Origin of the sequence: Murimonas intestini (assembly GCF_024622195.1) — a bacterium.
Lineage (GTDB): Bacteria > Bacillota > Clostridia > Lachnospirales > Lachnospiraceae > Murimonas > Murimonas intestini.
On record NZ_JANKBI010000002.1, the window covers coordinates 312,657 to 338,606 of the forward strand.

20 protein-coding genes are annotated in these 25,950 nt (G+C 47.3%); 17 read left to right on the plus strand and 3 right to left on the minus strand.

All coding sequences use genetic code 11. The annotated features are described in order from the left end of the window. The first annotated feature begins 14 nt into the window (after positions 1 to 14). From NSB28_RS05375 to bglX, 7 genes are all read left to right on the plus strand, one after another. Entirely contained in the window at positions 15 to 1,508 is a 1,494-nt protein-coding gene (locus tag NSB28_RS05375) for an ABC transporter substrate-binding protein (RefSeq protein WP_257497678.1), read from the plus strand. Positions 1,509 to 1,532: 24 nt separating this feature from the next. Beyond that, on the plus strand, positions 1,533 to 2,477 hold the full coding sequence (locus NSB28_RS05380; protein ID WP_109625538.1) for an ABC transporter permease: 945 nt from the start codon (positions 1,533 to 1,535) through the stop codon (positions 2,475 to 2,477). An 11-nt stretch (positions 2,478 to 2,488) separates the two neighbouring features. Then, positions 2,489 to 3,376 (plus strand): carbohydrate ABC transporter permease, encoded by an 888-nt coding sequence (locus tag NSB28_RS05385; protein ID WP_109625539.1) that lies wholly within the window; start codon positions 2,489 to 2,491, stop codon positions 3,374 to 3,376. A 36-nt stretch (positions 3,377 to 3,412) separates the two neighbouring features. Next, entirely contained in the window at positions 3,413 to 4,969 is a 1,557-nt protein-coding gene (locus NSB28_RS05390; protein WP_109625540.1) for a sulfatase, read from the plus strand. Further along, positions 4,966 to 6,561 (plus strand): sulfatase-like hydrolase/transferase, encoded by a 1,596-nt coding sequence (locus NSB28_RS05395; RefSeq protein ID WP_109625541.1) that lies wholly within the window; start codon positions 4,966 to 4,968, stop codon positions 6,559 to 6,561. Before NSB28_RS05390 ends, NSB28_RS05395 begins: the two co-directional genes overlap by 4 nt. Positions 6,562 to 6,695: 134 nt before the next feature. Then, complete coding sequence (locus NSB28_RS05400; protein WP_109625542.1) at positions 6,696 to 10,046, plus strand: alpha-L-rhamnosidase; 3,351 nt, start codon at positions 6,696 to 6,698, stop codon at positions 10,044 to 10,046. After that, on the plus strand, positions 10,043 to 12,265 hold the full coding sequence (gene bglX, locus NSB28_RS05405; RefSeq protein ID WP_109625543.1) for a beta-glucosidase BglX: 2,223 nt from the start codon (positions 10,043 to 10,045) through the stop codon (positions 12,263 to 12,265). The genes NSB28_RS05400 and bglX overlap by 4 nt, the downstream gene beginning before the upstream one ends. A gap of 108 nt (positions 12,266 to 12,373) precedes the next feature. On the opposite strand, the gene NSB28_RS05410 is transcribed toward bglX, so the two are convergent. Together NSB28_RS05410 and NSB28_RS05415 are read right to left on the minus strand one after the other, a co-directional pair. Then, the gene (locus tag NSB28_RS05410) at positions 12,374 to 13,147 is read right to left on the minus strand and encodes a response regulator transcription factor (RefSeq protein WP_187374337.1); all 774 of its coding nucleotides are present in this window, start codon (positions 13,145 to 13,147) and stop codon (positions 12,374 to 12,376) included. Next, on the minus strand, positions 13,138 to 14,892 hold the full coding sequence (locus NSB28_RS05415) for a sensor histidine kinase (protein ID WP_109625545.1): 1,755 nt from the start codon (positions 14,890 to 14,892) through the stop codon (positions 13,138 to 13,140). Before NSB28_RS05415 ends, NSB28_RS05410 begins: the two co-directional genes overlap by 10 nt. 176 nt (positions 14,893 to 15,068) lie before the next feature. Here NSB28_RS05415 and NSB28_RS05420 point away from each other — a divergent pair, with 176 nt between their 5' ends. The 4 genes from NSB28_RS05420 to NSB28_RS05435 are packed head-to-tail and all read left to right on the plus strand — an operon-like array spanning position 15,069 to position 20,535. Continuing rightward, the gene (locus NSB28_RS05420) at positions 15,069 to 15,968 is read left to right on the plus strand and encodes a carbohydrate ABC transporter permease (protein ID WP_109625546.1); all 900 of its coding nucleotides are present in this window, start codon (positions 15,069 to 15,071) and stop codon (positions 15,966 to 15,968) included. Then, entirely contained in the window at positions 15,961 to 16,800 is an 840-nt protein-coding gene (locus NSB28_RS05425; protein ID WP_109625699.1) for a carbohydrate ABC transporter permease, read from the plus strand. The genes NSB28_RS05420 and NSB28_RS05425 overlap by 8 nt, the downstream gene beginning before the upstream one ends. A gap of 17 nt (positions 16,801 to 16,817) precedes the next feature. Further along, positions 16,818 to 18,221 (plus strand): ABC transporter substrate-binding protein, encoded by a 1,404-nt coding sequence (locus NSB28_RS05430; protein WP_187374336.1) that lies wholly within the window; start codon positions 16,818 to 16,820, stop codon positions 18,219 to 18,221. A gap of 13 nt (positions 18,222 to 18,234) precedes the next feature. Beyond that, positions 18,235 to 20,535: a glycoside hydrolase family 95 protein gene (locus NSB28_RS05435; protein ID WP_187374335.1), complete on the plus strand. Its 2,301-nt coding sequence runs from the start codon at positions 18,235 to 18,237 to the stop codon at positions 20,533 to 20,535. 160 nt (positions 20,536 to 20,695) lie between these two features. Here the strand turns inward: NSB28_RS05435 and arcC are convergent, their stop codons facing one another. Further along, complete coding sequence (arcC, locus tag NSB28_RS05440) at positions 20,696 to 21,628, minus strand: carbamate kinase (protein WP_109625549.1); 933 nt, start codon at positions 21,626 to 21,628, stop codon at positions 20,696 to 20,698. Between the two features lie 169 nt (positions 21,629 to 21,797). Here arcC and NSB28_RS05445 point away from each other — a divergent pair, with 169 nt between their 5' ends. From NSB28_RS05445 to spoIIIAD, 6 genes are all read left to right on the plus strand, one after another. Next, complete coding sequence (locus tag NSB28_RS05445) at positions 21,798 to 22,127, plus strand: cupin domain-containing protein (RefSeq protein ID WP_109625550.1); 330 nt, start codon at positions 21,798 to 21,800, stop codon at positions 22,125 to 22,127. A gap of 1,028 nt (positions 22,128 to 23,155) precedes the next feature. Further along, positions 23,156 to 23,692, plus strand: coding sequence for a hypothetical protein (locus NSB28_RS05450; protein WP_109625551.1), 537 nt, complete (start codon positions 23,156 to 23,158; stop codon positions 23,690 to 23,692). Between the two features lie 122 nt (positions 23,693 to 23,814). Beyond that, the gene (spoIIIAA, locus tag NSB28_RS05455; RefSeq protein ID WP_109625552.1) at positions 23,815 to 24,780 is read left to right on the plus strand and encodes a stage III sporulation protein AA; all 966 of its coding nucleotides are present in this window, start codon (positions 23,815 to 23,817) and stop codon (positions 24,778 to 24,780) included. After that, entirely contained in the window at positions 24,774 to 25,292 is a 519-nt protein-coding gene (locus NSB28_RS05460; RefSeq protein ID WP_109625553.1) for a stage III sporulation protein AB, read from the plus strand. Before spoIIIAA ends, NSB28_RS05460 begins: the two co-directional genes overlap by 7 nt. A gap of 15 nt (positions 25,293 to 25,307) precedes the next feature. Next, the gene (spoIIIAC, locus tag NSB28_RS05465) at positions 25,308 to 25,502 is read left to right on the plus strand and encodes a stage III sporulation protein AC (protein WP_109625554.1); all 195 of its coding nucleotides are present in this window, start codon (positions 25,308 to 25,310) and stop codon (positions 25,500 to 25,502) included. A 52-nt stretch (positions 25,503 to 25,554) separates the two neighbouring features. After that, positions 25,555 to 25,935, plus strand: a complete 381-nt coding sequence (gene spoIIIAD / locus NSB28_RS05470; protein WP_109625555.1) for a stage III sporulation protein AD — start codon at positions 25,555 to 25,557, stop codon at positions 25,933 to 25,935. Positions 25,936 to 25,950: the final 15 nt, after the last annotated feature.

Genomic DNA, 25,950 nt, shown 5'->3' on the forward strand with positions numbered 1-25,950 from the left:
TGGAGGATGTTAGTATGAGAAGAGGTTTTAAAAAGACGATTGCATTTGCAGGAGCGGCGGCTATGGCATTATCCCTGACAGCATGCGGGGGAGGAAGCGGCAGTGCGAAGGGCAGCAATGAAAGCAGCAAAGAAGGGGCGGCAAAGGATGAGGTTACAAGTGTAAATGTGCATATTCCCACAGCTTATGACCTGCCCGATGCACAGCTTGTGGAGGATGAGATCAATAAGATCACAGAAGATAAGTATAAGCTCCATCTGGATCTTAACTTTATTTCCACAGGAAACTGGCTGAACCAGTCCAATCTGCTGTTTACAGGAGATGAAGCAGACGTGATTGCCGTATATTCCACACCCCTGACTACATATGTGAGAAACGGACAGCTGGCAGACCTGACAGATTATTATAATAATTCCACAGAAGGGATGAAAGGTATCTGGTCGGAGGCGGAGATAAACGGCACCTCAGTTAATGGAAAGATCTATGCGATCCCAAATATGAGAAACTTTGGAAATTATTTCGGCGTGACTGTAGATAAAGATATTGCGGCGGAATATGGATGGGAGGCAGGACAGAAGATTACATTTGAAGATCTTGACAAATTCCTGGCGGATATGCATGAGAAATATCCTGACCGCTACGGACTTGCACCCCAGGGCGGTGACACGCTGATCGGACAGTGGAGCTGGGATGGCCTGGGTGATACAAAGATGATAGGGGTCCTGCCCGATCAGGGCCAGTCCACAGAAGTACAGAACCTGTTTGACACAGATGATTTCCAGGATTTCTGTAACTGGGCGCATAAATGGTATCAGGACGGCTATATCATGAAAGATATTTTAAGCAATACAGAGCCCTGGCAGGGTATGATCAGAAACAAAAAAGCAGTGGCGGCGCTTAACAACTATGGGCCGAATAAGCTGGAAGGAATGATTAATGTAGTTATCCTGGATAAATGGGTTCCGGCCGGAAATTATCAGGATCTCTGCTATGGAATCAGTATGAACTCCAAAAAGAAGGACGCTGCATGGAAAGCCATGGAGATCCTCTATACAGATAAAGAGGTGGGGATTCTTCTGAATAATGGTATTGAAGGAAAGCATTATGTAAAAAATGAAGACGGTACCATTTCGATCCCAGACGGAAAATCAGCAGCTGACTGTGGATATGGGATGTCAGAACTGAACTGGATCACACCTTATTCAGCAAATTCCTATCCTCTGCAGACAAATGGGGCGGATTATTTTGAAAAGCTGAAAGACTTCAATGCTTCCACATTAAAATCGAAGGCAAATGGATTTTTCTTTGACAATACAGAAGTGGCAGACCAGTATACTGCCTGCTGCAATGTAATGGATAAATACTATAAGGCATTGATGTCAGGCGCTGTAGATGTTGAAAGTACAGTCAAACAGGCGAATGAAGAGTTAAAGGCGGCTGGCATTGACGACATCATCAAGGCTAAACAGGAACAGCTGGATGCTTTCTTTGCCCAGCAGACGAAATAGGACGTGCGGAGTAAGGAGGGTACTATGGCAACTACAGCAAAGCCGGGGGGAATTCGAAGAACCAGCATGGCCAAAAGAAAAATGACATTGGCATTGTTTTCTATGATGGTTCCGGGACTTATCTACCTGGTCATCAATAATTATATCCCCATGGCGGGACTGACCATCGCATTTAAAAAGTTTGATTACAGTAAGGGGATCTGGGGCAGTGAATGGTGCGGACTGAGCAACTTTACATATCTTTTCAAGACCCGGGATGCTTTTAATATTATCAGGAATACAGTACTGTACAATCTTGTGTTTATTGTCCTTGGGACAATACTGGCTGTCACAGTGGCCATCATGCTGAACCTTCTGAGGGGAAGCATGAATAAAAAGATATATCAGACAGTGATCCTGATCCCATATCTGATCTCTATGGTAGTAGTATCTTATATTGTCTACGGGTTTCTCAGCCAGGAAAATGGATTTTTAAACAGTATGATCGTATCAGCGGGCGGTGAATCCGTCAGCTGGTACACACAGTCCAAATACTGGCCGTTTATACTGACAATAGTGAACCTGTGGAAAGGTTTCGGCTATACAAGTATCCTGTATTACGCCACAGTCATCGGAATCGACTCATCTTTGTATGAGGCGGCCACAGTGGACGGCGCCGGCAGATGGAAACAGATCTGGCACGTTACTCTTCCCGGACTGAGAGGTACTATCATCACTATGGTACTTTTAAATATAGGCCGCATGTTCTACTCAGATTTTGGATTGTTTTACCAGGTGCCCATGCGTTCAGGCCTTATCTCTTCTGTGACTGATACAATAGATGTATTTGTTTACAAAGCACTGACACAGCTTAACGATGTGGGACGTGCTTCAGCGGCAGGATTTATGCAGTCTGTTCTCGGATTTATTCTGGTATTTGGCGCAAACATGATAATCCGTAAAGTAGATGAAGAAAGCGCATTATTCTAGGAGGAAATAACATGGTAAGCAGAAATAAAACAGGGCAGGCGGTCCTGAACATAATATTTATCTTGCTGACGGCAGCAGCAGTAGCTCCGTTTCTTTTACTGGTTTCCTCCTCTCTGACAAGTGAAGCATCACTTGTCAGAGAAGGATACTGTTTCGTTCCCCACGAATTTGACCTGGGGGCGTATACATACCTGTTTAAGAGCGGAGCCAAGATACTCAGGGGCTATGGCATAACTATACTTGTCACTGTGATGGGAACTACTCTCAGTGTGCTTTTGACGACTTTGTTTGCGTATCCCCTGTCCAGAAAAGAGCTGCCGTTCAGGTACGGCTTCTCCTTCTTTGTATTTTTTACAATGCTGTTTAATGGCGGGCTGGTTCCCACATATATGATGTGGACTCAGGTTTTTCATATTAAGAATACTATTTTTGCCCTGCTTCTTCCGTCCCTGCTCATGAATGCATTTTATATCATCATGATGCGCTCATTTTTTACTTCTAACATTCCGGATGCGCTTGTGGAGGCGGCCAGGATAGATGGAGCCGGTGAGTACAGGATATTGTACAGGATCGTACTTCCACTTTCCAAGCCGATGATGGCTACTATCTCTCTCATGGTAGGGCTGGGATACTGGAACGACTGGATGAACAGTCTCTATTATGTCTCAGATGAGAAAATGTTCAGCATACAGGCGATCTTAAATACCATCATTACGAATATCCAGTTCCTCATGAGCAGTTCCAGCACTGCCAGCTCCGGCATGGATGTGAGTACACTGCCCAGTGTGGGGATCAGGATGGCGATCGCTGTGATAGGGGTTGTGCCTGTTTTATGCATCTATCCGTTCTTCCAGAAATATTTTGTGAAAGGGATTGTGGTAGGCGGTGTTAAGGGGTAAGATGGAAGGAAGCTGAGGAATATCAGGAGGAGCAATATGAAGACGATATTGATTTTTATGGACACATTGAACAGGCATATGCTGCGGGTATATAATCCGGAGGCAAAGGCAGTGACGCCGAACATCGACCGCCTGGCGGAAAAAAGCATGGTGTTTGACAAACATTTTATAGGTTCGGCGCCTTGTATGCCGGCGAGAAGGGATATCCTTACAGGCAGGCTGAACTTTCTGGAGAGAGGCTGGGGGCCGGTTGAGCCTTATGATGTGACTCTGCCCCAGCTGCTACGGGCACAGGGGGTCTTTACACATATAACAACCGACCACAGCCACTATACTTCCATTGGGGGAGAAGGCTATATGCAGCAGTATGATACGTGGGATTTCAACCGGGGCCAGGAGACAGATGTGTGGGAGTCCAGGCTGGAAGAGCCCCCTGCTCCCAGGTCTTACCTGGGAAGGGTCGGACGTCAGTACCAGTGGAACCGCCAGCATTATAAAACAGACGGGGACAGGCCGACTCCCAGGACATTTGCGTCAGCAGTCAAATGGCTGAAAAATAATGAAGACAGAGATGATTATTTTCTGACAGTGGAGGCTTTTGACCCTCACGAGCCCTTTGATGCCTCTGAAGAGTTTAAGGCCATGTATCCTGATTCCTTTGACACCTTTTATGAATGGCCCCGGTATGATGCGCTGAATGAGCAGGAGACGCCGGAGGCAGTTGAGCATCTGAGGAACCAGTACTGCGCCACACTTTCCATGGCAGATAAGTGGCTTGGAAAACTGCTGGATGAGATGGACAGGCAGGATCTGTGGGAGGACACTCTTGTAATATTTACCTCAGACCATGGCCATATGCTGGGAGAGCACGGTGTCACAGGAAAGAACAGATATCATGCCTGGAATGAGATGAGTCGTATTCCTCTGTTTATACATCTGCCAGGGGGAAGAAACGCCGGTGAAAGAGCAGAGGGAGTGACCCAGAACATAGACCTGTTTCCCACCATCCTGGAATATTTCAGCAGGGAAAAGGAAGAGCGCATGGAGCGCGCCCAAAGAAGAAAAGAACAGGATAAAAAGAATCTGGCAGGAAGGATGTTCATCCCGCCGGACTGGAGTATGCCGGTCCAGGGCAGATCCCTCTGGTCGCTTCTGAATAGGGAAAAGGAAAAGATACGGGACTATGCCATCTATGGGTGGTTTGGAAAACCGGTAAACATTACAGATGGGGAATATACATATTTCAGGGCAGCGGCAAATGATAAAAACGCCCCCCTCTACCTGTATGCGGCAGGGCTGACTTCCTTTGAGCAGTACCTGGGATGTAATCTGCCGGGAGAAGACATCTGTGCAGGTTATTTTCTGAAGAATGTTCCCATGCCTGTATTCAGGATCGACATGAGCAGGAAGACGCCAGAAAAACCGTCTATGGGTCTGGGAGAAAACAGACTCTACAGGATCTCCCATGATCCGGGGCAGCTGCATCCTCTGACAGATCCCCTTTTGGAGGAAAAATACTGCCAGGCTCTCATAAAGACAATGAAAGAGCATGATGCACCGGAGGAACAATTTGAAAGGCTGGGATTAATATGAGCTGCAGAAAACCGAATATTGTGTTTTTCTTCTCAGACCAGCAGCGTTGGGACACGGCTGGATGTCTGGGAGGCCCGGCCCAGGTAACGCCTAATCTGGATGCCATGGCAAAAGAAGGGGTGTGCTTTACAAATGCATTTACCTGCCAGCCGGTCTGCGGTCCGGCGAGGGCCTGCCTGCAGACCGGGAAATATGCTACTCAGACGGGGTGCTACAGGAATAATATCGCTCTTCCTATGAAGGAAAAAACTCTGGCTTCTTATCTGAAGGAAGCGGGATATAAAGCAGGATACGTAGGAAAATGGCATCTGGCGTCCACAGGGGATGCATCTAATGAGCCCCTGGAAGATCCTGTGGAATATATATTTGAAGGGGTACCCAGGGAGCGCAGAGGCGGATATGATGACTTCTGGATCGCTTCAGATGTATTGGAGGCCACTTCACACGGATATGGCGGCTATCTCTTTGATGAAAAGAATAAGAAGACAGAATTTACAGGCTACAGGACAGATGCGGTGACAGATTACGCGCTTGGCTATATAAAGAGCTGGAGGAAGGATGAGCCGCATTTTCTTTTACTGTCCCACATTGAGCCCCACCATCAGAATGACAGGAACTGTTTTGAAGGACCGGCAGGCTCGAAAGAGAGATTCAAAGATTTTGCTGCTCCGGCAGATCTTAAGGATGCGCCGGGAGACTGGGGCAGTGACTGGAAAACACAGTATCCTGATTATCTGGGATGCTGCAGGCGACTAGATGATAATCTGGGAAGAGTGCTGAAATGTCTGAAGGAGAACGGGCTAAGGGATAATACAATTGTCATCTACACAAGTGACCACGGTTCTCATTTTAAGACCAGAACCATGGAATATAAACGTTCCTGTCATGATGCCAGCATCCATATACCACTTGTGATAAGCGCGGGAAAAGATGTGCTGAGCAGCTTTACAGGCGGCAGAAAGGAGGAAAGGCTGGTAAGCCTGATCGATCTGCCGCCTACTATCCTGCGTATGGCAGGAATACGGCCCCCGGAGGATATGGCCGGACATGCTGTTCAGGATATGGAGAAGGGGCAGTGGCAGCAGGATGTATTTCTTCAGATCAGCGAAAGCCAGGTAGGACGCTGCATCCGCACAGAAAAATATAAATATTCTGTCAGGTCTGTAGAAAAAAACGGATGGCTGGATGCGGGGGCGGATGTATATTATGAAGATTATTTCTACGATCTGGCAAAGGATCCTCATGAACTGCATAATCTGTCCGGACATGCCGGTTATGAGCAGGCGGCGGAAGAACTGAAGAAACGTCTGAAGGAGTATATCAGGCAGGTGGAAGGAAAAGAGGCTGTAATCCTGCCGCCGCTTCCCTGGGAGTCAGTGCATAATGGGCTCAATGCCAGGGTATGTGACCTGGTGGAACATCCTCTCACAAAGAGAATGATGAAAGAATTGCTTCCAGCAGATTTTACTGAAAGGGTGGTCTATCAGCAGACAAAAGATATGCGGATATCTGAAGCCCTGAAAATATGGGGAAATCGGGCAGGAGAAGATATTGAGGAAAGGCTGTTATCCGGTCTGTGCAGATACAGCTGACCGGGATGCGTCAGGATGAAAAAATGTCACAAAAGTATTATACTTTGTCAAGAAAGGAATAGAACGCGGCGGTGTTATCCGGTATACTTCTAAATACAGGAAGTCTGCAGAATGCAGATACAGGAGGAGATTATATGAGCTTTTATTTGAAGGATATATTAGTAGAATATCAGGATCATCCCATAGGCCTGGATGAGGCCGCGCCGCGTTTTTCGTGGATACTTGACGGGGATGAGAAGAATATCCGCCAGGAGGCCTGCCGGATACTTGTGGGCAGCCGGGAAGGAAAAAGCGACTGCTGGGATTCAGGAAAACTGGCTACGGCTGAGTCAAAGGGGATCCCTTATGCAGGGACAGACCTGCAGCCATGCACCAGATATTTTGTAAATGTGACTGTGTGGTGCAGGGGAGGCCAGGAGCAGACGGCAGCCACATTTTTTGAGACTGGCCTTATGGATCCTTCCATTGAAGCCTGGGAAGGGGCAAAATGGATCGCGGCGCCCAGATATACGGTGAATGCGGCCAACAGGGGTGTATTTATCCTGGAATCAGAATTCCGGCTGGGTGAGGGTTCCGGCAGGGCCGGCGTGGTATTTGGGGCCAATGACAGCCGTCTTCTGGATGAGTCAAAAAATGAATACAGGATTGCCGGGGAAAATTACATACGTTTTGAGATAAATATAGGGAAAGAGCAGCCGGTACTTGATATTTACAGGGTCGGCTACGCCAGTGAGGACAGGGCGGACGTGCCTTTTGCCAGTGTGCCGCTTGTAAATTTTGAGGGTGAAGAAAAGCGCCCGCTGATCACTGATGATAATAAATACGGATTTCACACACTGCGTATTGAGATAGATGGGAATAATTCTTTTACTTATCTGGATGGTGTTTTAGTTGATGCTGCTGTTCAAAAGGATGCCTTCGGGACAAAGACGGTGGGACGTGTGCTGAATCCCAGAGGGCATAATGATGTCATCACATATCCCAGGCTGAACGAGATTGGATTTTTTGCAGGAGACAAAGACACAGCTTACTTTAAAAATCTTACTGTCAGAAATATGCGCAAGCCGTCAAATGTATTTATCCGGGAGACACCTGCGGGCGGTCTGTACGGCAGAAAAAGTATCTTTGAGGGCAGGATTGAAGTGCAGGACGGATGCTTTGTAATGAACGACGGACAGGTCACGGCTGACCCGTCTGATACGTCGGTGCCCATGTTCAGAAGGTCTTTTGCGGTGGAAGGAGAGAGAAATCTAAAAAAAGCCAGGCTGTATATTACCTCCAGGGGCATCTATGAGTGTAAGGTGAACGGGGAAGTCCTGAATGGGAACCTTCTCGCTCCGGGGCTGACCCAGTATGACAAGAGGATAAATTACCAGACATACGATATCACAGGAAAAATAAAAGATGGAGATAATGCCATCGGTGTCACAGTAAGCTCCGGCTGGTGGAGTGATGCACAGACATTTGTGGTGAAGAATTATAATTATTTCGGGGATAAGGAGGCACTCCTGGCAAAACTTGTTTTGGAATATGAGGACGGCACGCGCCGGACAGTCGTATCAGATGACAGGGAATGGAAGTATTACGGGGAAGGGCCTTATGTATATGCCGGACTGTTTAACGGGGAGATCTATGATGCCAGAAAGGCAGATATCTATGAACAGTATTCGGTCCCCGGCTACGACGACAGCAGCTGGGAAGCGCCGGTGATCTATAAGCCTGTCATGATTGAAAGCATCAGGACTATGCCGGAAGGCTTTGGAAGGGCATGGCCTGCTGTAAATGAAGGGGAGCCTCTGCTGATTGGAGGCTATGACGCCCCTGTGGCTGTGGTGGACAGGCGTGCTGCAAAGACAAGGACAGAAGTCTTAAACGGGGTCTATATCTATGACCTGGAGCAGGAGATGGCAGGCGTGCCCAGCATCACATTCAGGGAAAAGGCAGGAACTGTGATCACCCTGCGCTATGCGGAGGTGCTCTATCCTGACATGCCTGAATATGCGGGAAATGAAGGCAGGATGATGCTGGAAAATTACAGGGATGCAGCCAGCACTGATGTATATATATGTCAGGGCAGGGAGGGCGGAGAAATATACCAGCCGCGTTTTACATTCCATGGATACCGCTATATCGAGATCAGCGGAGCCTTAAATCCGCCAAAGCCTGACGAAGTTGTGAGCCTGCAGTATTCCTCCATACAGGATTTTGAGGGCAGCTTCGACTCATCCAGCAGTCTGCTGAACCGGTTCACACAGAATGTTAAATGGTCGCAGCTCTGCAATTTTATCAGTATACCCACAGACTGCCCTCAGAGGAATGAACGCATGGGATGGGCAGGGGATACGCATGTTTTCTGTCACACAGCGCTGAACAACAGTAATCTGAAAGGTTTCTATGAGCGAAATCTGACAGCGATGGCTGACCTGCAGGAGGAGAGCGGACAGTTCCCGGAGATAGCTCCTGTAGGAGGGGGCTTTGGAGGCATTACTTGTGAATGCGCTTCCATATTTATGACTTATGAGCTCTACAGCCAGTATGGGGATATAAGGACTGTGGAAAAATATTATCCGGGCCTTGTAAAGTACATGGACTACATGGAAGGACAGGGACTTCCGGGGGAGGCGCCTGTAAGCACGATAGGGCCCCTGGGTGACTGGCTGGCGCCCCAGGAGACGGACATGCAGCTTTTGTGGAATGCGTTCTATTACAGAGAAGCTGACCTGATGTCCAGGCTTGCAGCCATTCTGGGCAAAACGGAAGACCAGGAGAAGTACAGCCATCTGGCGCAGAAGATCCGCAGGTTCTGGAATGATACGTTTGTGGATAAAGAGACAGGCAAAACTATCACAATGGATAAAAAAATATGTGACACACAGTGCTCCTATGCGCTTTCTATAGAATACGGAGTGATGGAGGATGTAAAGCGGGCCGGTGAGCATCTGGCACGCAAGGCAGAGGAGCTAAACTATACGGTTGGTACGGGATTTTTTGGCACAGGGCTTTTAAACAGGGCTCTCACCCGGCTGGGATATGAAAAGGCGGCATACAGGCTCATGCTTCAGGAAGGATTTCCGTCATGGCTCTACCCGGTGACCCAGGGGGCGACTACCATCTGGGAGCATTGGGATTCCTATACAAAAGAGAAGGGGTTCGGAGGGCAGAATGCCATGAACTCTTTTAACCACTACTCCCTGGGAAGTGTGCTTTCCTGGCTGTATGAGACAGTGCTTGGAATTGTGAGGGAGGATGAGCATCCGGGCTACACTCATTTTACGTTAAAGCCTGTAACAGGAGATCTGGAATACGCAAAAGGGAGTGTATCCAGCCCATATGGCACCATCAGCAGCGGATGGAAAAAAGAAAATGATATTCTTGTATATACATGCAGGATACCGGCCAATACAGGAGCCACATTAATACTGCCTGACGGAAGTGTGCAGGAGCTGGGATCTGGCGAATATGAGTTCAGGAGGAATTGGAAATGAAACAGAGAGATTTAGAGGCACTTTTAGCGGATATGACACTGAAGGAAAAGGCGGACCAGATGCTTCAGGTCGTGGGACAGATGATACTGTCGGAGGATAAAAATGTAATCACAGGGCCTATGCAGGAGCTGGGGATCACAGAAGAAGATGTAAGGCTGGCAGGAAGTGTGCTGGGAAGCATGGGAGCGGCTGATATTAAGAAAATCCAGAAAAAGTATATGGAGGAGCAGCCTCATAAGATCCCGCTGATATTTATGCTGGACGTGATCAATGGCTACAGGACGGTATTTCCTATCCCTCTGGGGCAGGGAGCTACATTTGAGCCGGAGGTGTCAAAGAGGTGCGCTGCCGTGGCTGCCAAGGAAGCAGCTGTGTCAGGCGTCCAGGTCACTTTCGCTCCCATGGTGGACCTTGTCAGAGATGCCAGGTGGGGAAGAGTCATGGAGTCAACAGGGGAGGACCCCTATCTGAACAGCCAGTTCGCGAAAGCGATGGTGGAAGGCTTCCAGGGCAGTGATGTGAGCGAAAAGTATAAGGTGGGCGCCTGTGTAAAGCATTTTGCCGGATATGGCGGGGCAGTGGCTGGACGTGACTATAATACTGTGGAGCTGTCAGAGCATACCTTCAGGGAATTCTACCTTCCGGCATATAAAGCGGGGATCGATGCGGGGGCAGAGCTTGTGATGACATCCTTTAATACAGTGAACGGGATCCCGGCATCCGGAAATAAATGGCTCATGAGGGATATACTGAGGGATGAGATGGGCTTTGACGGAGTGCTGATCTCTGACTTTGCAGCCATTAAAGAGACTATTGCCCACGGATATTCCAGTGATGAGGCAGATGCGGCCAAAAAAGCCATCGAGGCCGGGGTGGATATCGATATGATGACCAGCTGCTACAGCAAAAATCTGGTAAAGCTGGTAGAAGACGGCGAAGTTGATGAAAAGCTGGTGGATGAGTGTGTGATGCGCATCCTGAAGCTGAAAAATAAACTGGGGCTTTTTGAGAATCCATATAAGGATGCAGATGAAGAGGAAGAAAAGAAATTTATACTATGTAAAGAGCACAGGGCGCTCTCAAGAGAGGCGGCCGTGAAATCCTTCGTACTCCTGAAAAACGAGGATCAGGCGCTCCCGCTGAAAAAAGGCCTGAAGGTGGCATTTATCGGGCCGTACACAAATAACCACAATATTATGGGGAGCTGGTCCCTCATCGGAAAACGGGAGGAGACAGTTACTATTGAGGAAGCAGCCAGAGAGGTGATGGATCCTGAAACGACTGTGTTTCGCCAGGGCTGCCCTGTGCTGGGAAATGATGTGCGTATCCACGCGTTTAACGGCAGTGAGCAGGAGGCAGAGGTGGAAGAGGCAGACCAGGAGAAGATGATGGAAGAGGCTCTCAGGGCGTCCGGAGAAGCTGATGTGGTAGTAATGCCCATAGGAGAACATTTCCTTCAGTCAGGTGAGGCCACAAGCCGTGCCATGATAGATATCCCTGAGGTACAGATGGAGCTTTTCCGCCGGATAACGGCAGTCAATGACAATGTTATAACAGTCCTCTTTAATGGAAGGCCTCTGGACTTAAGAGAGATCACCAGAAAGTCAAAAGCAGTGCTGGAAGTATGGATGCCTGGAACCGAGGGCGGACATGCTATTGTGGATGTGCTGACAGGAGCTGCATCTCCCTGCGGAAAGCTGCCCATGAGCTTTCCCTACTGTGTGGGGCAGGCGCCGGTCTTTTATAATGAATATTCCACAGGACGTCCCTATACAGAAGGGATAGAAGAGGTGGACAGGTTCCGTTCCAGATATCTGGATGTACCGAATAAGCCTCTGTATCCATTCGGATACGGACTGACATATACGGATTTTAGCTTATCGGAAATAACTCTGGACAAGGAGAAGATGGAAGCTGATGGTGTCATAAAGGCATCTGCCATCCTGAAGAACACAGGCAGCGTCAGGGGGACAGAAGTAGTCCAGCTCTACATCAGGGACCTGGCGGCCAGCATCGTGCGTCCGGTAAAGGAACTGAAGGGCTACAGGAAGGTCACACTGGAGCCGGGAGAGGAAAGAGAAGTTGTTTTTGAAATAACAGAAAAGGACTTGCGTTTCCTGCTGCCTGACAATACCTGGGACAGTGAAAAGGGCAGCTTCAAAGTATATATTGGAACAGACAGCCAGACAGAGAATGGGGCTGGATTTGAATTGATTTAATTCTTAAAGGTATTAGCTTCAGCCGGGGCGGGCCCTTTTATTTCCCAAAGGGAGCAGCCCCGGCTGAAGTTTCTGAAGATATGCTGTAACGGTTCAATGCTTTCACAGTTACTGGAACGGTTTCTGCCGGTACTGTGTCAAAGTAAGGCCGCTGTAATTTTTAAATGAAGTGCAAAAATATGCAGGATTATTTATAAATCCTGTTTTCTGGCAGAGCTCAGTCAGCTTGATATCAGGATTCTGTGATATCAGTTCTTTCGCATACTGCATACGCTGGTCAGTCAGATAATTTGAAAATTTCTTCCCTGTTTTTTTCTGAAACAGTTTCCCTAGATAATTCTCATTCATATACAATTTATTATGGGCGATCCATTTCAGGCTCAGGTCAGGATTGGACAGCTCCTCATTAATAATAAGCTTTACTTTCTCTATAGGATCCTGCGGGGAGATTTGGGCGGGGACACTGGGGGAGGCGCCGGTAAAAGGACGGCGCCTCCTTTGCTCCGTATACAAGTCCGCGGCAATTTCTTTCAGGGCCTGGATGATCTGGGATTCATCTGTGGGTTTGAGGAGATAATGCCTCACTCCGTAGTGCATGGCGGATTTGGCATATTCAAATTCTCCATAGCCTGTGAGCAGGATAAAGCGTACAGAGAATCCGGCATTAGCACATGCGCGTATCAGTTCAATGCCGCCCATCAGAGGCATACGGATGTCTGTTATAACAATATCCACAGGACAAGTACTTATATATTCAAGAGCTTTCTGGCCGTTTTCGGCGCAGCATACCAGCTCCATATCCAATTCATCCCATGAGATCAATGTAGAGATCCCTGTCCTTATGATCTGTTCATCATCTGCTAATAAAACTTTTATTGACATTGGAAGCCTCCTTCCAGAGGGATCAGTATTGTGATGCATGTTCCTCCCTGCTCATCTGTAGTTATCTGCAGCGGCTCATCCATAGAATACAGGAGCTTCAGGCGGTCGCTGACATTTTTAAGACCGACACCGCTGCCCCGGGGTTTTAACTGGCCTGACAATATAAGAGGGACAGTTTCGGGCAGAATGCCGGGACCGTTGTCCAGGATGCGGATACGGCAGCAGTCAGGCTTATAGGGCTTCACCTCCAGCAGGATCTCGCATGTCTTATCCATATTCTCCAGAGCATATTTTATAGAATTTTCTATAAGGGGCTGAAGTATCAGTTTTGGGACGGGCAGGGAGAGCATTTTGTCATCAATGGAGTTGGAAAAGTGAAGACGTTCTCCATAGCGTATCTGCTGGATCGACAGATAATTCTCCAGCAGCTTCAGCTCATCCCCAAGTGTATATCCCTCATTCCCGGCGCTCATAGTCTGGCGCATCAGGGCGGCCAGCGACTGGACTATAGTGGATATATCCTTCTGGCCAGCCAGCTTTGCCAGCCAGTTGACTGAGTCAAGTGTATTGTAGAGAAAGTGCGGATCTATCTGGGCCTGAAGTGCTCTCAGCTGTGCATCCTTGTTCAGGAGCTTTACCGCATAATTTTCAGTGATAAGCGTATCAAGCTGGTCTGTCATCTGAATAAAATGAAGGCAGATTGAGCGCAGCTCATCATCCGCAGTGCTGTCTAGAAGTTCATCCTCCCGGATCTGAAAGTTCCCTGATGCCACAGAGTCCATTTCCCTGGAAAGATGGAAGAGGGGAAGGGTGATACGGCGTGACAGGCAGAAGCTTGTGAGGATGCACAGAAAAATCAAAAATATAAATATGAGTATAAGGCTTACTGTTATTGTGACGATCCGTCCCAGTATCTCTGATTTTGGAAGAAGGAGGCAGTAGCTCCAGCCAGCGACAGAAGAGGGCTGGGTAGTCACAAAATAGGCGGTGTCATTAAAATCCTGGTAGATGGAACTGCCCACTGAGGTGACAGTATTCAGTTCTTCTGCGTTCCCGGGCCTGTAGAGTATTTCTCCGGAGGGTCCTGTAATAAAAAAGAAACTCTTATAATAATTCTTTGAGAAATTTTCCAGATCTGTCAGAACATCCACATCTATGTAAAAGGACAGGATCCCCAGAGGCTCATATGTAAAATTATTATTTATAGTCTGAATCAGCCGTGACATGACAAGCTGCCCGGATGACTGGCCGGAGGGGGATATCTCCCACACGCAGCGGCCTTTTTCTCTGATAATGTGCTGCAGTTCCTCATATGTCTGACCGGGCTTTGTGATCCTGCCTGAAGCGGAGGAGAGAAACTGGTTTCCGGGAGTTATAATATCAGCATGGTCCATATAGTCAAGTGAGGAAGCAGAGAGGAAAAGCTTCTCATTAAGCCTGTTCTTTATCATCAGCAGCTCATAGGAATCTTTCGTGGAAGAGAGGTTCACCAGATTATCCTGGACAGCAGAGTCAAAGATCAGGTTCAGGGAATATCCCGCCAGCTGAGAGAGGGAATCATCCAGCTGCCTTGTATAGAGGTCCAGGGTTTTGGAAGTCATAGTGACAGTCTGATGGGAAAAATCTTTATATATAAAGAGCAGGGCGCTGAAAATGGTGATTCCGATGAGTGATAATGAGGATATCAGAAAAAGCAGAAGTTTTTTTCTGATAGGCTGGTTCATGTAATGTCTGATCAGATGCATAGTCTTTCCTTTCCAAAATTAATCTAAAAATATTATAAAATAAATATTCTGAAATAAAAAGGACTTGCGGAGAAAAAACAATTTTTTTGAAAGTGCAGAGCGTTTTTTTGAATTGTTATTTCCAGCTGTATTTCATATAATCACCATATCGGCCGAAGAAAGAAAAGGAGGAAAAAATGGGGAAAAAGAAATTGAAGGACAGAAGCCTTCCGTATTTGATGATCCTGCCGTCGGTGATCCTGCTGCTTGGTATTTTTGGATATCCCATCCTGAAAGTATTTATGCTGAGCCTTCAGAATTACAATTATGCGGATTATGCGAATAAAGGGTTTGCGGGCCTTGAAAATTTCAGGAAAATATTTACAGAGGATACAGTCATTAAAGAAAGCCTTGTTTTCTCACTGAAATGGGTAGTTTCAGAGGTAGGGCTGCAGCTGGTATTCGGAATGATACTGGCGCTTATCCTGAACGCCAGATTTAAGGGCAGGGGAGCAGTCAGGGCGCTGGCTCTGATCCCATGGGCAGTATCAGGAGTGCTGACTACCATGCTGTGGATGCTGATCTTGAACCAGAGCATCGGGCTTGTAAACCAGCTTCTGATCAGGTTTGGAAGCATGCCGGGCGAAGTACCGGCCTGGCTGGCAAATACAGGACTGATATTTCCCTCCATCGTAGTGATAGAATTGTGGAGAGGGATTCCGTTTTTCGCTATAACACTGCTGGCAGCTATGCAGGGAATACCGTCTGATGTATACGAAGCCTGTGATATAGACGGAGCGGGAAAAACTGCCAGGTTCCGTTACATAACACTGCCCTATCTGAAGGAGACGATCGTCCTGACGACACTTTTACGAGCCATATGGGAATTTAATTCAACTGATATGATCTTTACACTGACAAACGGAGGACCGGTAAATATGACAACAACACTGCCGATATATATGCTGAAAACAGCAGTGGTGAGCGGAAATTACGGTTATGGTTCCGCACTGGGGGTCATTGCATTTGTAATCCTGCTGGTATTCGCGGTTCTGTATATGAAGGCCAGCAGATTCGGAGGGGAAGACAATGAATAAGAGACGAAAAATAATAGAAAAAATATTTCTGATCTATCTTCCGCTTACAGTCATGATGCTCTTTGTGCTGATACCTTTTGTCTGGGCGCTTGTCACCTCCTTCAAGACACCGGAGGCTATCACAGGCACAGAGATATCACTGCTGCCCCATCCGGCTGTATTTGATAATTATATCAAAGTGTGGAAGACGAATAAGTTTTCAACGTATTTTATAAACAGCCTGCTGGTCTGCACGGCGGCCCTTATCGTGATCGTGCTGTGCTCAGTGTTAAACGGCTACGCTCTGGCCAGGTTTAATTTTAAAGGCAAGAAGCTGTTTATGCTCCTGCTGATCGGAACACAGCTGATGCCTGTGATCATCCTGATCATTCCGCTTTTTGTTATATTTAAGCAGATAGGACTGATCAATACAAGATGGTCACTGATCGTATTTTATATTGCCATGCAGATACCTTTTAATTCCATATTGATGAAGGGATTTGTATCAGGGATACCAGTATCCATTGAGGAAGCTGCATGGGTGGACGGGGCGGGAAGAGTGAAGACAATGCTCTTGGTAGTATTCCCCAGCCTCCTGCCGGGTATCGTGGCAACAGGCGCCTTTGCGTTTGTAAGCTGCTGGAATGAATTTATGATATCATTTTCTTTTATTACGTCACAGGATCTGTTTACGATCCCTGTCGCACTAAAATACATGATAGGTGAATACACGATTGATTATGGTTCACTTGCGGCAGGAAGTATTATTGCACTTATTCCCCCTGTATGTCTCTTTGCCTATATTCAGAAATATCTGATCAGCGGCCTGGGAGCAGGGGCAGTCAAAGGTTAAAGAAAGGATGGAGAAAAATGAATAATAAAATGATGAAGTGGAATTGGAAAAGAATAGCGGCTGCAGGTATGGCAGTCAGCCTTGCAGGGGCAGCACTCTCAGGATGTGCAGGTAAAGCGGATGCGGCAAAGACAGAGGAGACCGCGGCAAAGACGGAAAATACCGGGGCTGTCAGGACAAAGGCCTCTGATGGCGGGGAGAGCGTCACTTTAAAATTCTGGAAGGCTTCTGCAAACGACGAGAGGAATGCCTGGTGGGAAGAGACGATCGCAAAATTTGAGGCGGAGAATCCGGGAATTGAGATAGAATACCTGGGTGTGGCAGGCGATGACAGCGCTTTCAACCAGAAACTGGATATGGCATTTGCGGCGGGGGAGATGCCGGATGTGATAAGCACATACTGTGAAGCAAATTATATTACAAGAGAGCTTCTGGAACCTCTTGATTCCTACTTTGAGAATTGGGAAAGCAGGGACCAGATACCGGAGGTATACCTGGAGCAGGTCAGGGCAATGGATTATGCAAGCGAGGACAAGAAGCTGTATACGATCCCATTCGGAGGAAATGTCCAGTGCATGTATGCGCGCCCTGATATCTTAAAAGAAAGCGGACTTGATATCCCCGGGACCTGGGATGAGTTCTTCACAGCTGCCGAGACAGCAACAGATAAGGAACAGGGACTTTATGGATATGTCATCCGTGGAGGCTCAGGCGGAGCAAATGCGCTGGAGATGCTCATGTATTCTTATTCCGGCATTACAGATTTCTTTATCGATGATAAATGTACGCTCAATGATCCCAGGAATGTAGAGTTTGTGGAAAGATTCTTAGGCAATTATGGCGTCCTTACTTCTGAAGATGACATAAACAAGGGATGGCCTGAGATGGCAGCCCAGTACCAGTCTGGAAAAGCCGTTCTCATGATGCACAATCTGGGCTCTGCACAGGCGAATTATGAGGCCTTTAAAAATGATGAGAATGTTATAAAAGCAGTGCCTCTTCCAAAGGGAGTGGATGGAAAGCTGACCCTGCCTACCTCAAAGCCTGCAGGAAACATGATAACTGCAGCATCTGAGCACAAAGAAGAGGCATGGAAGTTCGTGTCATGGCTGGCAGAAAAAGAACAGGCCAGTGCCTATGAGCAGATGATGGGGAATCTTCCTGTGAACTCAGAAGCAATAAAGGACAGCTGGGTCCAGGATATCAGCTATATGAAAATGGGCGCTGACGCGTACACAAGCCCGGATTCACAGTTCTGCAGCTTTCCGTACTACCTTCCGAATTTCACTAATATAGAGACAAACTATGCAATGCCGAATATGCAGAAGGTCCTTCTGGGGCAGATGGAAGTACAGGAATTTATGGACGGCTGGGCAGCTGAGCTTCAGAAGGAATATGATAAGGTCGTGCTTGGAAAATAGAAAGGCGGTTAAGATGGGGGCAGATAAACTGTGGTACAGAAAGCCGGCAAAAACCTGGATACAGGGTATGCCGCTTGGCAATGGCCGGATGGGTGCAATGATCCAGGGGCATTTGAGGAATGAGACTGTAGTTCTAAATGATGACACAGTGTGGGCGTGCGGATTTACTGACAGGAATAACCAGGAGTCCGCAGCGTACCTGCCCCGGGTACGCAGGCTTTTGATGCAGGGGGAGCCAGAGAGGGCGCAGATGCTCTCAGAGATGGCCATGGTAGGCACGCCCAAAAAAGGTTCAGCTTATCAGATGCTTGGAGAATTGAATCTGATCTTTTCAGACCACTGTGATGATTCAATGGAAATTTTCAGGGAAGGGACAGCGCTTGCTGCCATGACTGACCTGTTTGGAAAAAGAGTCAGGAATTACAGGCGCGGGCTGGACATGTCAGAGGCTGCCGCATACGTAAGTTATGAGCTGGACGGCGCAGAATATACAAGAGAATTCATAGTCAGCCAGCCTGATAATGTGATGGCAGTCCGCCTTGCATCAAAGCAGAGAGGCGGACTGCAGGTGGGGATATCCCTGTCAAGGAGGTTTGACGCATCAGTCAGGACAGAGGGAGAACGGCGGATCTGCATGGAAGGCCGGTGCGGCGCAGGCGGCTCCGGATTCTGTGTGATCCTCTCGGCGGAGACGCCTGACGGAAAGATACAGCCGGTGGGAGATTACCTGTATATTGAAAATGCCAGTGAGATCATTTTAAAGATAGTGTCTGAGACAGACCAGAGATGTGCAGAGTATTCAAAGATCTGCCGGGAGCGTATAGACAGGGTGGAGCATATTCCGTACAGTGAGATCCGCAGGAGGCACACAGAGGAATATCAGAGCTGGTATAACAGAGTCAAGCTTGAGCTTTCATGTGATCCAGGGCTGCTTTCATTGCCCACGGATGAACGCCTGCAGAGGATTAGGCAGGGAGAAACTGACAATGGAATGATAGAGGCTTATTTTAACTTCGGGCGTTATCTTTTGATATCCTGCAGCCGTCCTGGATCGGAGGCGGCAAATCTTCAGGGAATCTGGTGCAATAGCTTTGTTCCTGAGTGGGACAGCAAATATACTGTAAATATCAATACCCAGATGAATTATTGGCCTGCCGAAGCGTGCGGTCTGGGGGACTGTCAACTGCCTCTGTTCGGACTCATAGAAAAGGCAAGGGTAAACGGGCGTGAGACAGCACAAAGGATGTATGGGTGCAGGGGCTTTGTCATTCATCACAATACAGATCTGTGGGGTGACACGGCACCGTATGACCATACGCGTGCGGGCCTCTGGCCCATGGGGGGAGCGTGGCTCTGTTATCACCTGTGGGAACATTATCTCTACAGCTGTGACCAGGATTTCCTCAGGGAAAAGGCATATCCTGTGATGAAGGAGGCAGCAGAATTCTTCCTGGATTACCTGCAGGAGGATGAGCATGGGCAGCTGCTCAGTGGCCCGTCTCTGTCGCCTGAAAACAGATATATAACAGAGGACGGCCAGATGGGAAGCCTGTGTATGTCGCCTGCTATGGATACGCAGATCATAAGAGGGCTGTTCGGGAGGTGCCTGGATGCCGCCGCCTGCCTGCATATAAGTGACAGCTTTACCTGCCGTGTAACAGAGAGCATGGGGAAACTGCCGCCCATGAAAATCGGGAAAGGCGGGAGACTGCAGGAGTGGATGGAGGACTACCAGGAGACTGATCCGGGACACAGGCATATCTCACATCTGTTTGCTGTCTATCCTGACTCGCAGATTAACAGAGAAGAGACGCCCAAGCTTTTTGAGGCGGCCAGAAAGTCCCTTGAGAGACGTGTAAAGAATGACGGAGGCGGAACAGGCTGGAGCCTTGCATGGATGACGGCATTCAGGGCCAGGTTCAGGGAGGCGGAGCAGGCAGAAGAGACATTGTACAGGCTGCTGCGTGATATGACAGAGGACAGCCTGCTGAATCTGCATCCTCCTCATACATTTCAGATCGACGGTAATCTGGGGGCTGCTGCGGGGATTACGGAGATGCTCATGCAGTGCAGAAAGGATACACTGTATATCATGCCAGCACTCCCTGAGCATTGGAGAGAAGGGTCTGTAAAGGGACTTCGTGCATATGGCGGCCTGGAGATAGATATGGAGTGGGCAGATAAAAGGTGCGCCGTCACATTCCGGGCACATAAAGATGTCAAAAAGTTTGTGAGAACCGGAAAAGAAGATTCTGCATTTTGTACGGTTGATTTAAAGGAAGGGGAAAACTGCAGACAGGAATTTCAGATGTGACAGGAGGGCTGTTTGTTTTTTAGTGCTGCTTAGAATTTACTTCCGCAGGCAGCAGGCCAAGGTCAAACAAGCTTAAGCAAGCTAGACTTTGGCGGCTGCCGCGGGAATGTATCGCTCTGCTCATATTCAATGGTCAGCGCTGCCCTGGAGCGTGGCAGCATTATTTTGTAATGACGGTGCCGGTCCTGCCAAGCATGGCGTCAGCAGCATGTTCCAGATTTGTGATGATAGCTTTGCGGCCTTCACCGCTGGTGACAAAGTCAACAGACGCCTGGATCTTCGGCTGCATGGCAGCCTTGCCGAATTCACTGTTTTCAATATGTGTCAAAGCTTCGGCAGCAGTTATATTATCGAGCGCCTTTGGCTGGTTTGTATGGTACGCGATGCAGACTTTTTCTTCATTTGTCAGGATCATAAGAACATCAGCATCGATAAGTTCAGCAAGTTTGCCTGCAGCCAGGTCTTTTTCAATGATGGCGCTGGCGCCTTTAAGAGCGCTTCCCTGTGCAAGAACGGGGATTCCGCCGCCGCCGCATGCAATAACAAGCTGTCCGGCATCCACCAGGGCGCGGATGGCATCGATCTCTATGATATCCTTGGGACGCGGGGCTGCAACGATCCTTCGAAATCCGCCTCCGGGCACTTCAGTGACAAAGTTTCCCTTCTTTTCTTCCTCCTCTGCTTCCTCAGAGGTCAGGATACGGCCTATTTCCTTGACAGGATTATACAGGGCATCATCGTAGGGATCCACCAGCACCTGTGTGATGACAGTGCTTACGGGTTTGTAGATTCCTCTGCCCACCAGCTCCGCACGGATGGCATTCTGAAGGTCATATCCGATATATCCCTGGCTCATGGCAGAGCAGACGGACATAGGCGCTACAGTATAGTCATCATGTGATTTGCCGAATTCATTCATTGCAGTGTGGATCATGCCTACCTGGGGGGCATTGCTGTGGGAGATGATGAGCTGGCATCCGGCCTCAACCAGATCTGCCAGTACCTTTGCAGATTTTTTGACAGCAACCTGCTGTTCCGGCAGAGTAGTACCAAGTGCCTTATGGCCTAATGCGATAACAACCTTTTTCTTCATATAATTTACCTCTTTCATGTCTATTTTTATGCGGTCCAAAGACCATGTAGTATCAGAACAGATGGGTATATAATTGTTCAGTACCTTCACAGTTACAGTTATTGTATAATTATATAAGTTAGATAAAAAAATTGCAAGAGTGGATATTACTTTCCAAAAAGGAGAAATCATGTTTACAAAAAATGAATCAGGAATATTTCAGAGCGCAGGAGAGGGAGTTACCAGGAAAATATTATCCTGGAGCGAGAATATGATGATCGTGGAGATGGAATTTAAAAAGGGGGCTACAGGAGCTCTGCACAGGCATATCCATGAACAGATCGGATATGTGGTTAAGGGAAAGCTTGAGCTTACGGATGAAGGAGAGAAGACTGTCCTTATTGAGGGTGACAGTTATTACATGGCTCCGGGGGAAGAGCATGGAGTGAAAGCTCTGGAAGAGACTAAGCTGATAGATGTCTTCACTCCAATGAGACAAGATTTTCTATTCACTTTGTGACCAGTAGCATACTCCGCGATACACAGAAACGGCAAAAATGCCGTTTTGCGCTTCAGCTCTCGTGATTTTCTTTGCCGGGTAAATAAGGAATGAAAATGACATAAATGTGCATTAAAGTCAGAAAATAGATTACAATTATTACCAATAAAAAATAATATATTTTTAATTGAAATAATGCTTGACAAAATTCAACACCAGAGATATAATGAAAACAACAAAAGAAGAGAGAGTAAAATTAAAGCACAAAAGAAGGGAAATACCAAGGAGGACGGTCCAATGGGAAGGTAATTTAAAAGAAGTCATTTCAATTCAATAGGATACAGAATGAAGTAATTGTCTGAGAAGGCGAATGACTGAAATTAAAAATAATCCAAGGAGGTACAGACCACCAAAAACTTAATCTTACTTGCTTTTGTATAAACAAAGGTGAGAAAAAAACAATTAAATAGTAAAAATGATTTGAAGTTCAAGGATAAAAAATTAAAGTCCGGAAGATTAAAACTGACAACGAAGATTAAACGAGTTCAGGAAATTGAAAAAACGATAAGAAGAAATTGAAGTGTAAAGTAAGAAGATAGTGATTGAAGAACTTAGAGTACCAATAAGAAATTTGAGGAACAGTAAGAACTGAAATTAAGAGTCGATTTATTTTAAGAAACGAAGTTTTAGAAGATCAGAAGTATCATTTTAGGAATTGATAATTTAGTTGGAAAGTTCTAATGATGAAGGATGATAGTTTTAATCTGAGAAGTGAGAATCATGGAACAGAGAGGTAAGTTAATGATTGAAGTTCAGTAGAGAACGGGCATGGTAAAAAAAGTACATGTCCGTTCTCTATTTTTATTTCTGCTGACAATGAGCCGGGTAAACATGCCTGCATGTGCATTGGGCGAATGCAGCGAGGATACTTGATTTCAGGGAAAAATGCCTGGATAAGCATCATGGAATGCTTTGATGAGTATAAATATAACAGTTAAGCAACATATAAATAGCTAAAATGACAGAAGACAGAGGAGGCAGATTTTAATTTGGATGCGTGTACGATTTATTATGACAGCAGCAGTGCGGACAGTGTAATGGCAGCTAAGGTACTGGCTGAAGATATAGGCGGTATTGCTGTCTGCGCCCAGTCATGTTCCGGGCGGATTATTTATGAGAAAAATACTGAGGTGGGGTTTATCTTTGCCAGTGATGAAGGTGCACTGCCTGCAGTTATGCGAAATGTGGCAAACCGTATAGTTATGGATAAAAACAGTTACATATTTGCGGTAGTCATAGGGGGGCCGCGTGAAGTAAAAGCCGTAAAGGAAATTTATGAGCTGCTTGAGAACAGGGGATATCAGCTTTCATGTGCCTATACAGAATTCCTGCTTGCCAAGATATCGCCGGACTGGCGGGAACAGTTTGAACAGGTGGAAGAGGATATAGCCAGCAGACACGAGACATTCAGTGAGAGAAGAAACTACCTTCAGAGCCTCTCCAGGAGCGAGCTGAAAAAAGTGATGAAAAAAAATCTCAAGGAATTTCTTGAGTTTAAGAAAAGACAGAAAAAGGGAGCCAGGTAGGATACAGGCCGGGTGCCTTTTAAGATAACCGTTGTTAAAACCGGATCAGCCGGATTTTGACAGCGGTTTTTTAATGCATATTTATGGGACAGCCTCATATATTGTGTAAAAGGGGTGAGAGCATGAAGGGAAAGGATGAGCTGATTAAGATATTTTCAATCAGACTGCGGGGAATCCTGCAGAGGATGGATGTAGACCTGGAACAGCTGCAGGAGATCAGGCTGAGGGTGGATAAGCCTCTTATGATAGCCTATGGGGGACGTGAATATTTTGTGGCGGAGAGCGGGAGGATCTCACTGGATGAGGCGTCCGGGTATGTGGTAGATAAAAAAGAACTGCTGGAGACCATGGAATATATTGCAAACTATTCACTGTATGCATTTGAAGATGAATTAAGGCAGGGCTTTATAACAATACAGGGCGGACACAGGGTAGGGGTGGCAGGTAAGATAGTGATGGATGGGGACAAGATTAAAAGTGTCAAATATATCTCCTTTATCAATGTGAGGCTTTCCCACCAGATAAAGGGATGCGCCGGGGAGGTGCTTCCATATGTCATACAGGGGGAAGAGGTATGCCATACGCTGATCATTTCGCCCCCCAGATGCGGAAAGACAACACTGCTCAGGGATATGATCCGTCAGCTGTCTAATGGAACAGATTATTTCCCGGGCATTACGGTAGGAGTGGTGGATGAACGGTCGGAGATAGGGGGAGCATATCTTGGAGTGCCCCAGAATGACCTGGGGATCAGGACAGATGTGCTGGACTGCTGTCCAAAGGCTGAAGGGATGATGATGCTGGTGCGCTCCATGTCACCCAGGATCATAGCTGTTGATGAAATCGGAGATTATGGCGATATCCATGCCATTGAGACTGTACTGCACTGCGGATGCAAACTTCTGGCAACCGTGCATGGCAGCTCCATAGAAGATGTAAAGAAAAAACCTCTTTTGCAGAAGCTTGTCCTGGAACGGATCTTTGAGCGCTATGTCATACTGCACAACCATAACCAGGTGGGGAAGGTGAAGGCGATTTTTGATGCAAGAGGAACAGCGCTGTACGAAGGGAGGGGGACGGGATGCTGAAATGGGTGGGGATCGGGCTGATGATAGGAGCGTGCAGCGCCATTGGCCTCTCTATGGGCCAGGACTTGAAAAAAAGAGTGACACAGCTGCAGGAACTGCGCAGGATGACAGGAATGCTGCAGGGGGAGATACAGTATGCCAAATCTCCTCTTGCAGAGGCATTCCGACATGTGGCGGGGAGGATCAGAGAGCCGTTTTCAGATTTCCTGAGACATACGGCAGAGGATATGGAAGAATTTTCGGGGGAATCGTTCAGTGAGATATTCAGCAGAAATGCTGAAGAGGACTTGAAGGGGTCCGGGCTTCTGAGGGAAGACATGGAGCAGCTGAGAGGTTTTGGTGAACACCTGGGATATCTGGACCAGGAAATGCAGCTTCGCACGATCGATCTCTACAGGACCCAGCTGATGGAGACATGTGAGACGGCCTCTGAAGAATTCAAAAATAAGGAAAAAGTCTACAGGTATCTGGGAGTCTGCATGGGATTGTTTCTGGCCATACTGTTCGTATAAGATGAGGAGATGAGTATGAGTGTTGATCTGATTTTTAAGATAGCGGCAGTTGGCATTCTGATAGCAGTCATCAATCAGGTATTAAAACAGAGCGGGCGGGAGGAGTACTCGTTTCTGACAAGTCTGGCAGGACTTGTGCTGGTGCTGTTCTGGGTGGTGCCATACATTAACCAGCTATTTGACAGTATCAAAACACTTTTTGCGCTTTAGCATACCGCAGGGAGAGCATTTTTCAAACACGCTCCGGGATTGGAGGAAACTTATGCTGAAGATTGGTGCAATAGGGCTGACAGGAATATTGATCGCACTTTTTCTGAGGGAAGTAAAACCTCAGTTTGCCGTCTATATCAGTATGGTGACGTGTCTTTTGATATTCTTTTATTCAGTCAGCAAACTAAGCTATATTGCGGACACGCTGGTGACTATGAGGAATTATGTGGACATTGAGTCTTCCTATCTGACCACACTGCTTAAAATAGTAGGGATCACCTACATTGCTGATTTCTCGTCTAATCTGTGCAAGGATGCGGGTTATGGGGCAATAGCCGGTCAGATAGAAATATTTGGGAAACTCTCGGTGCTGGCTATCAGTACTCCTATTCTGATGGCACTGCTTGAAACTGTTCAGTCTTTTTTGAAATAGGGATGGGGGTGGCTT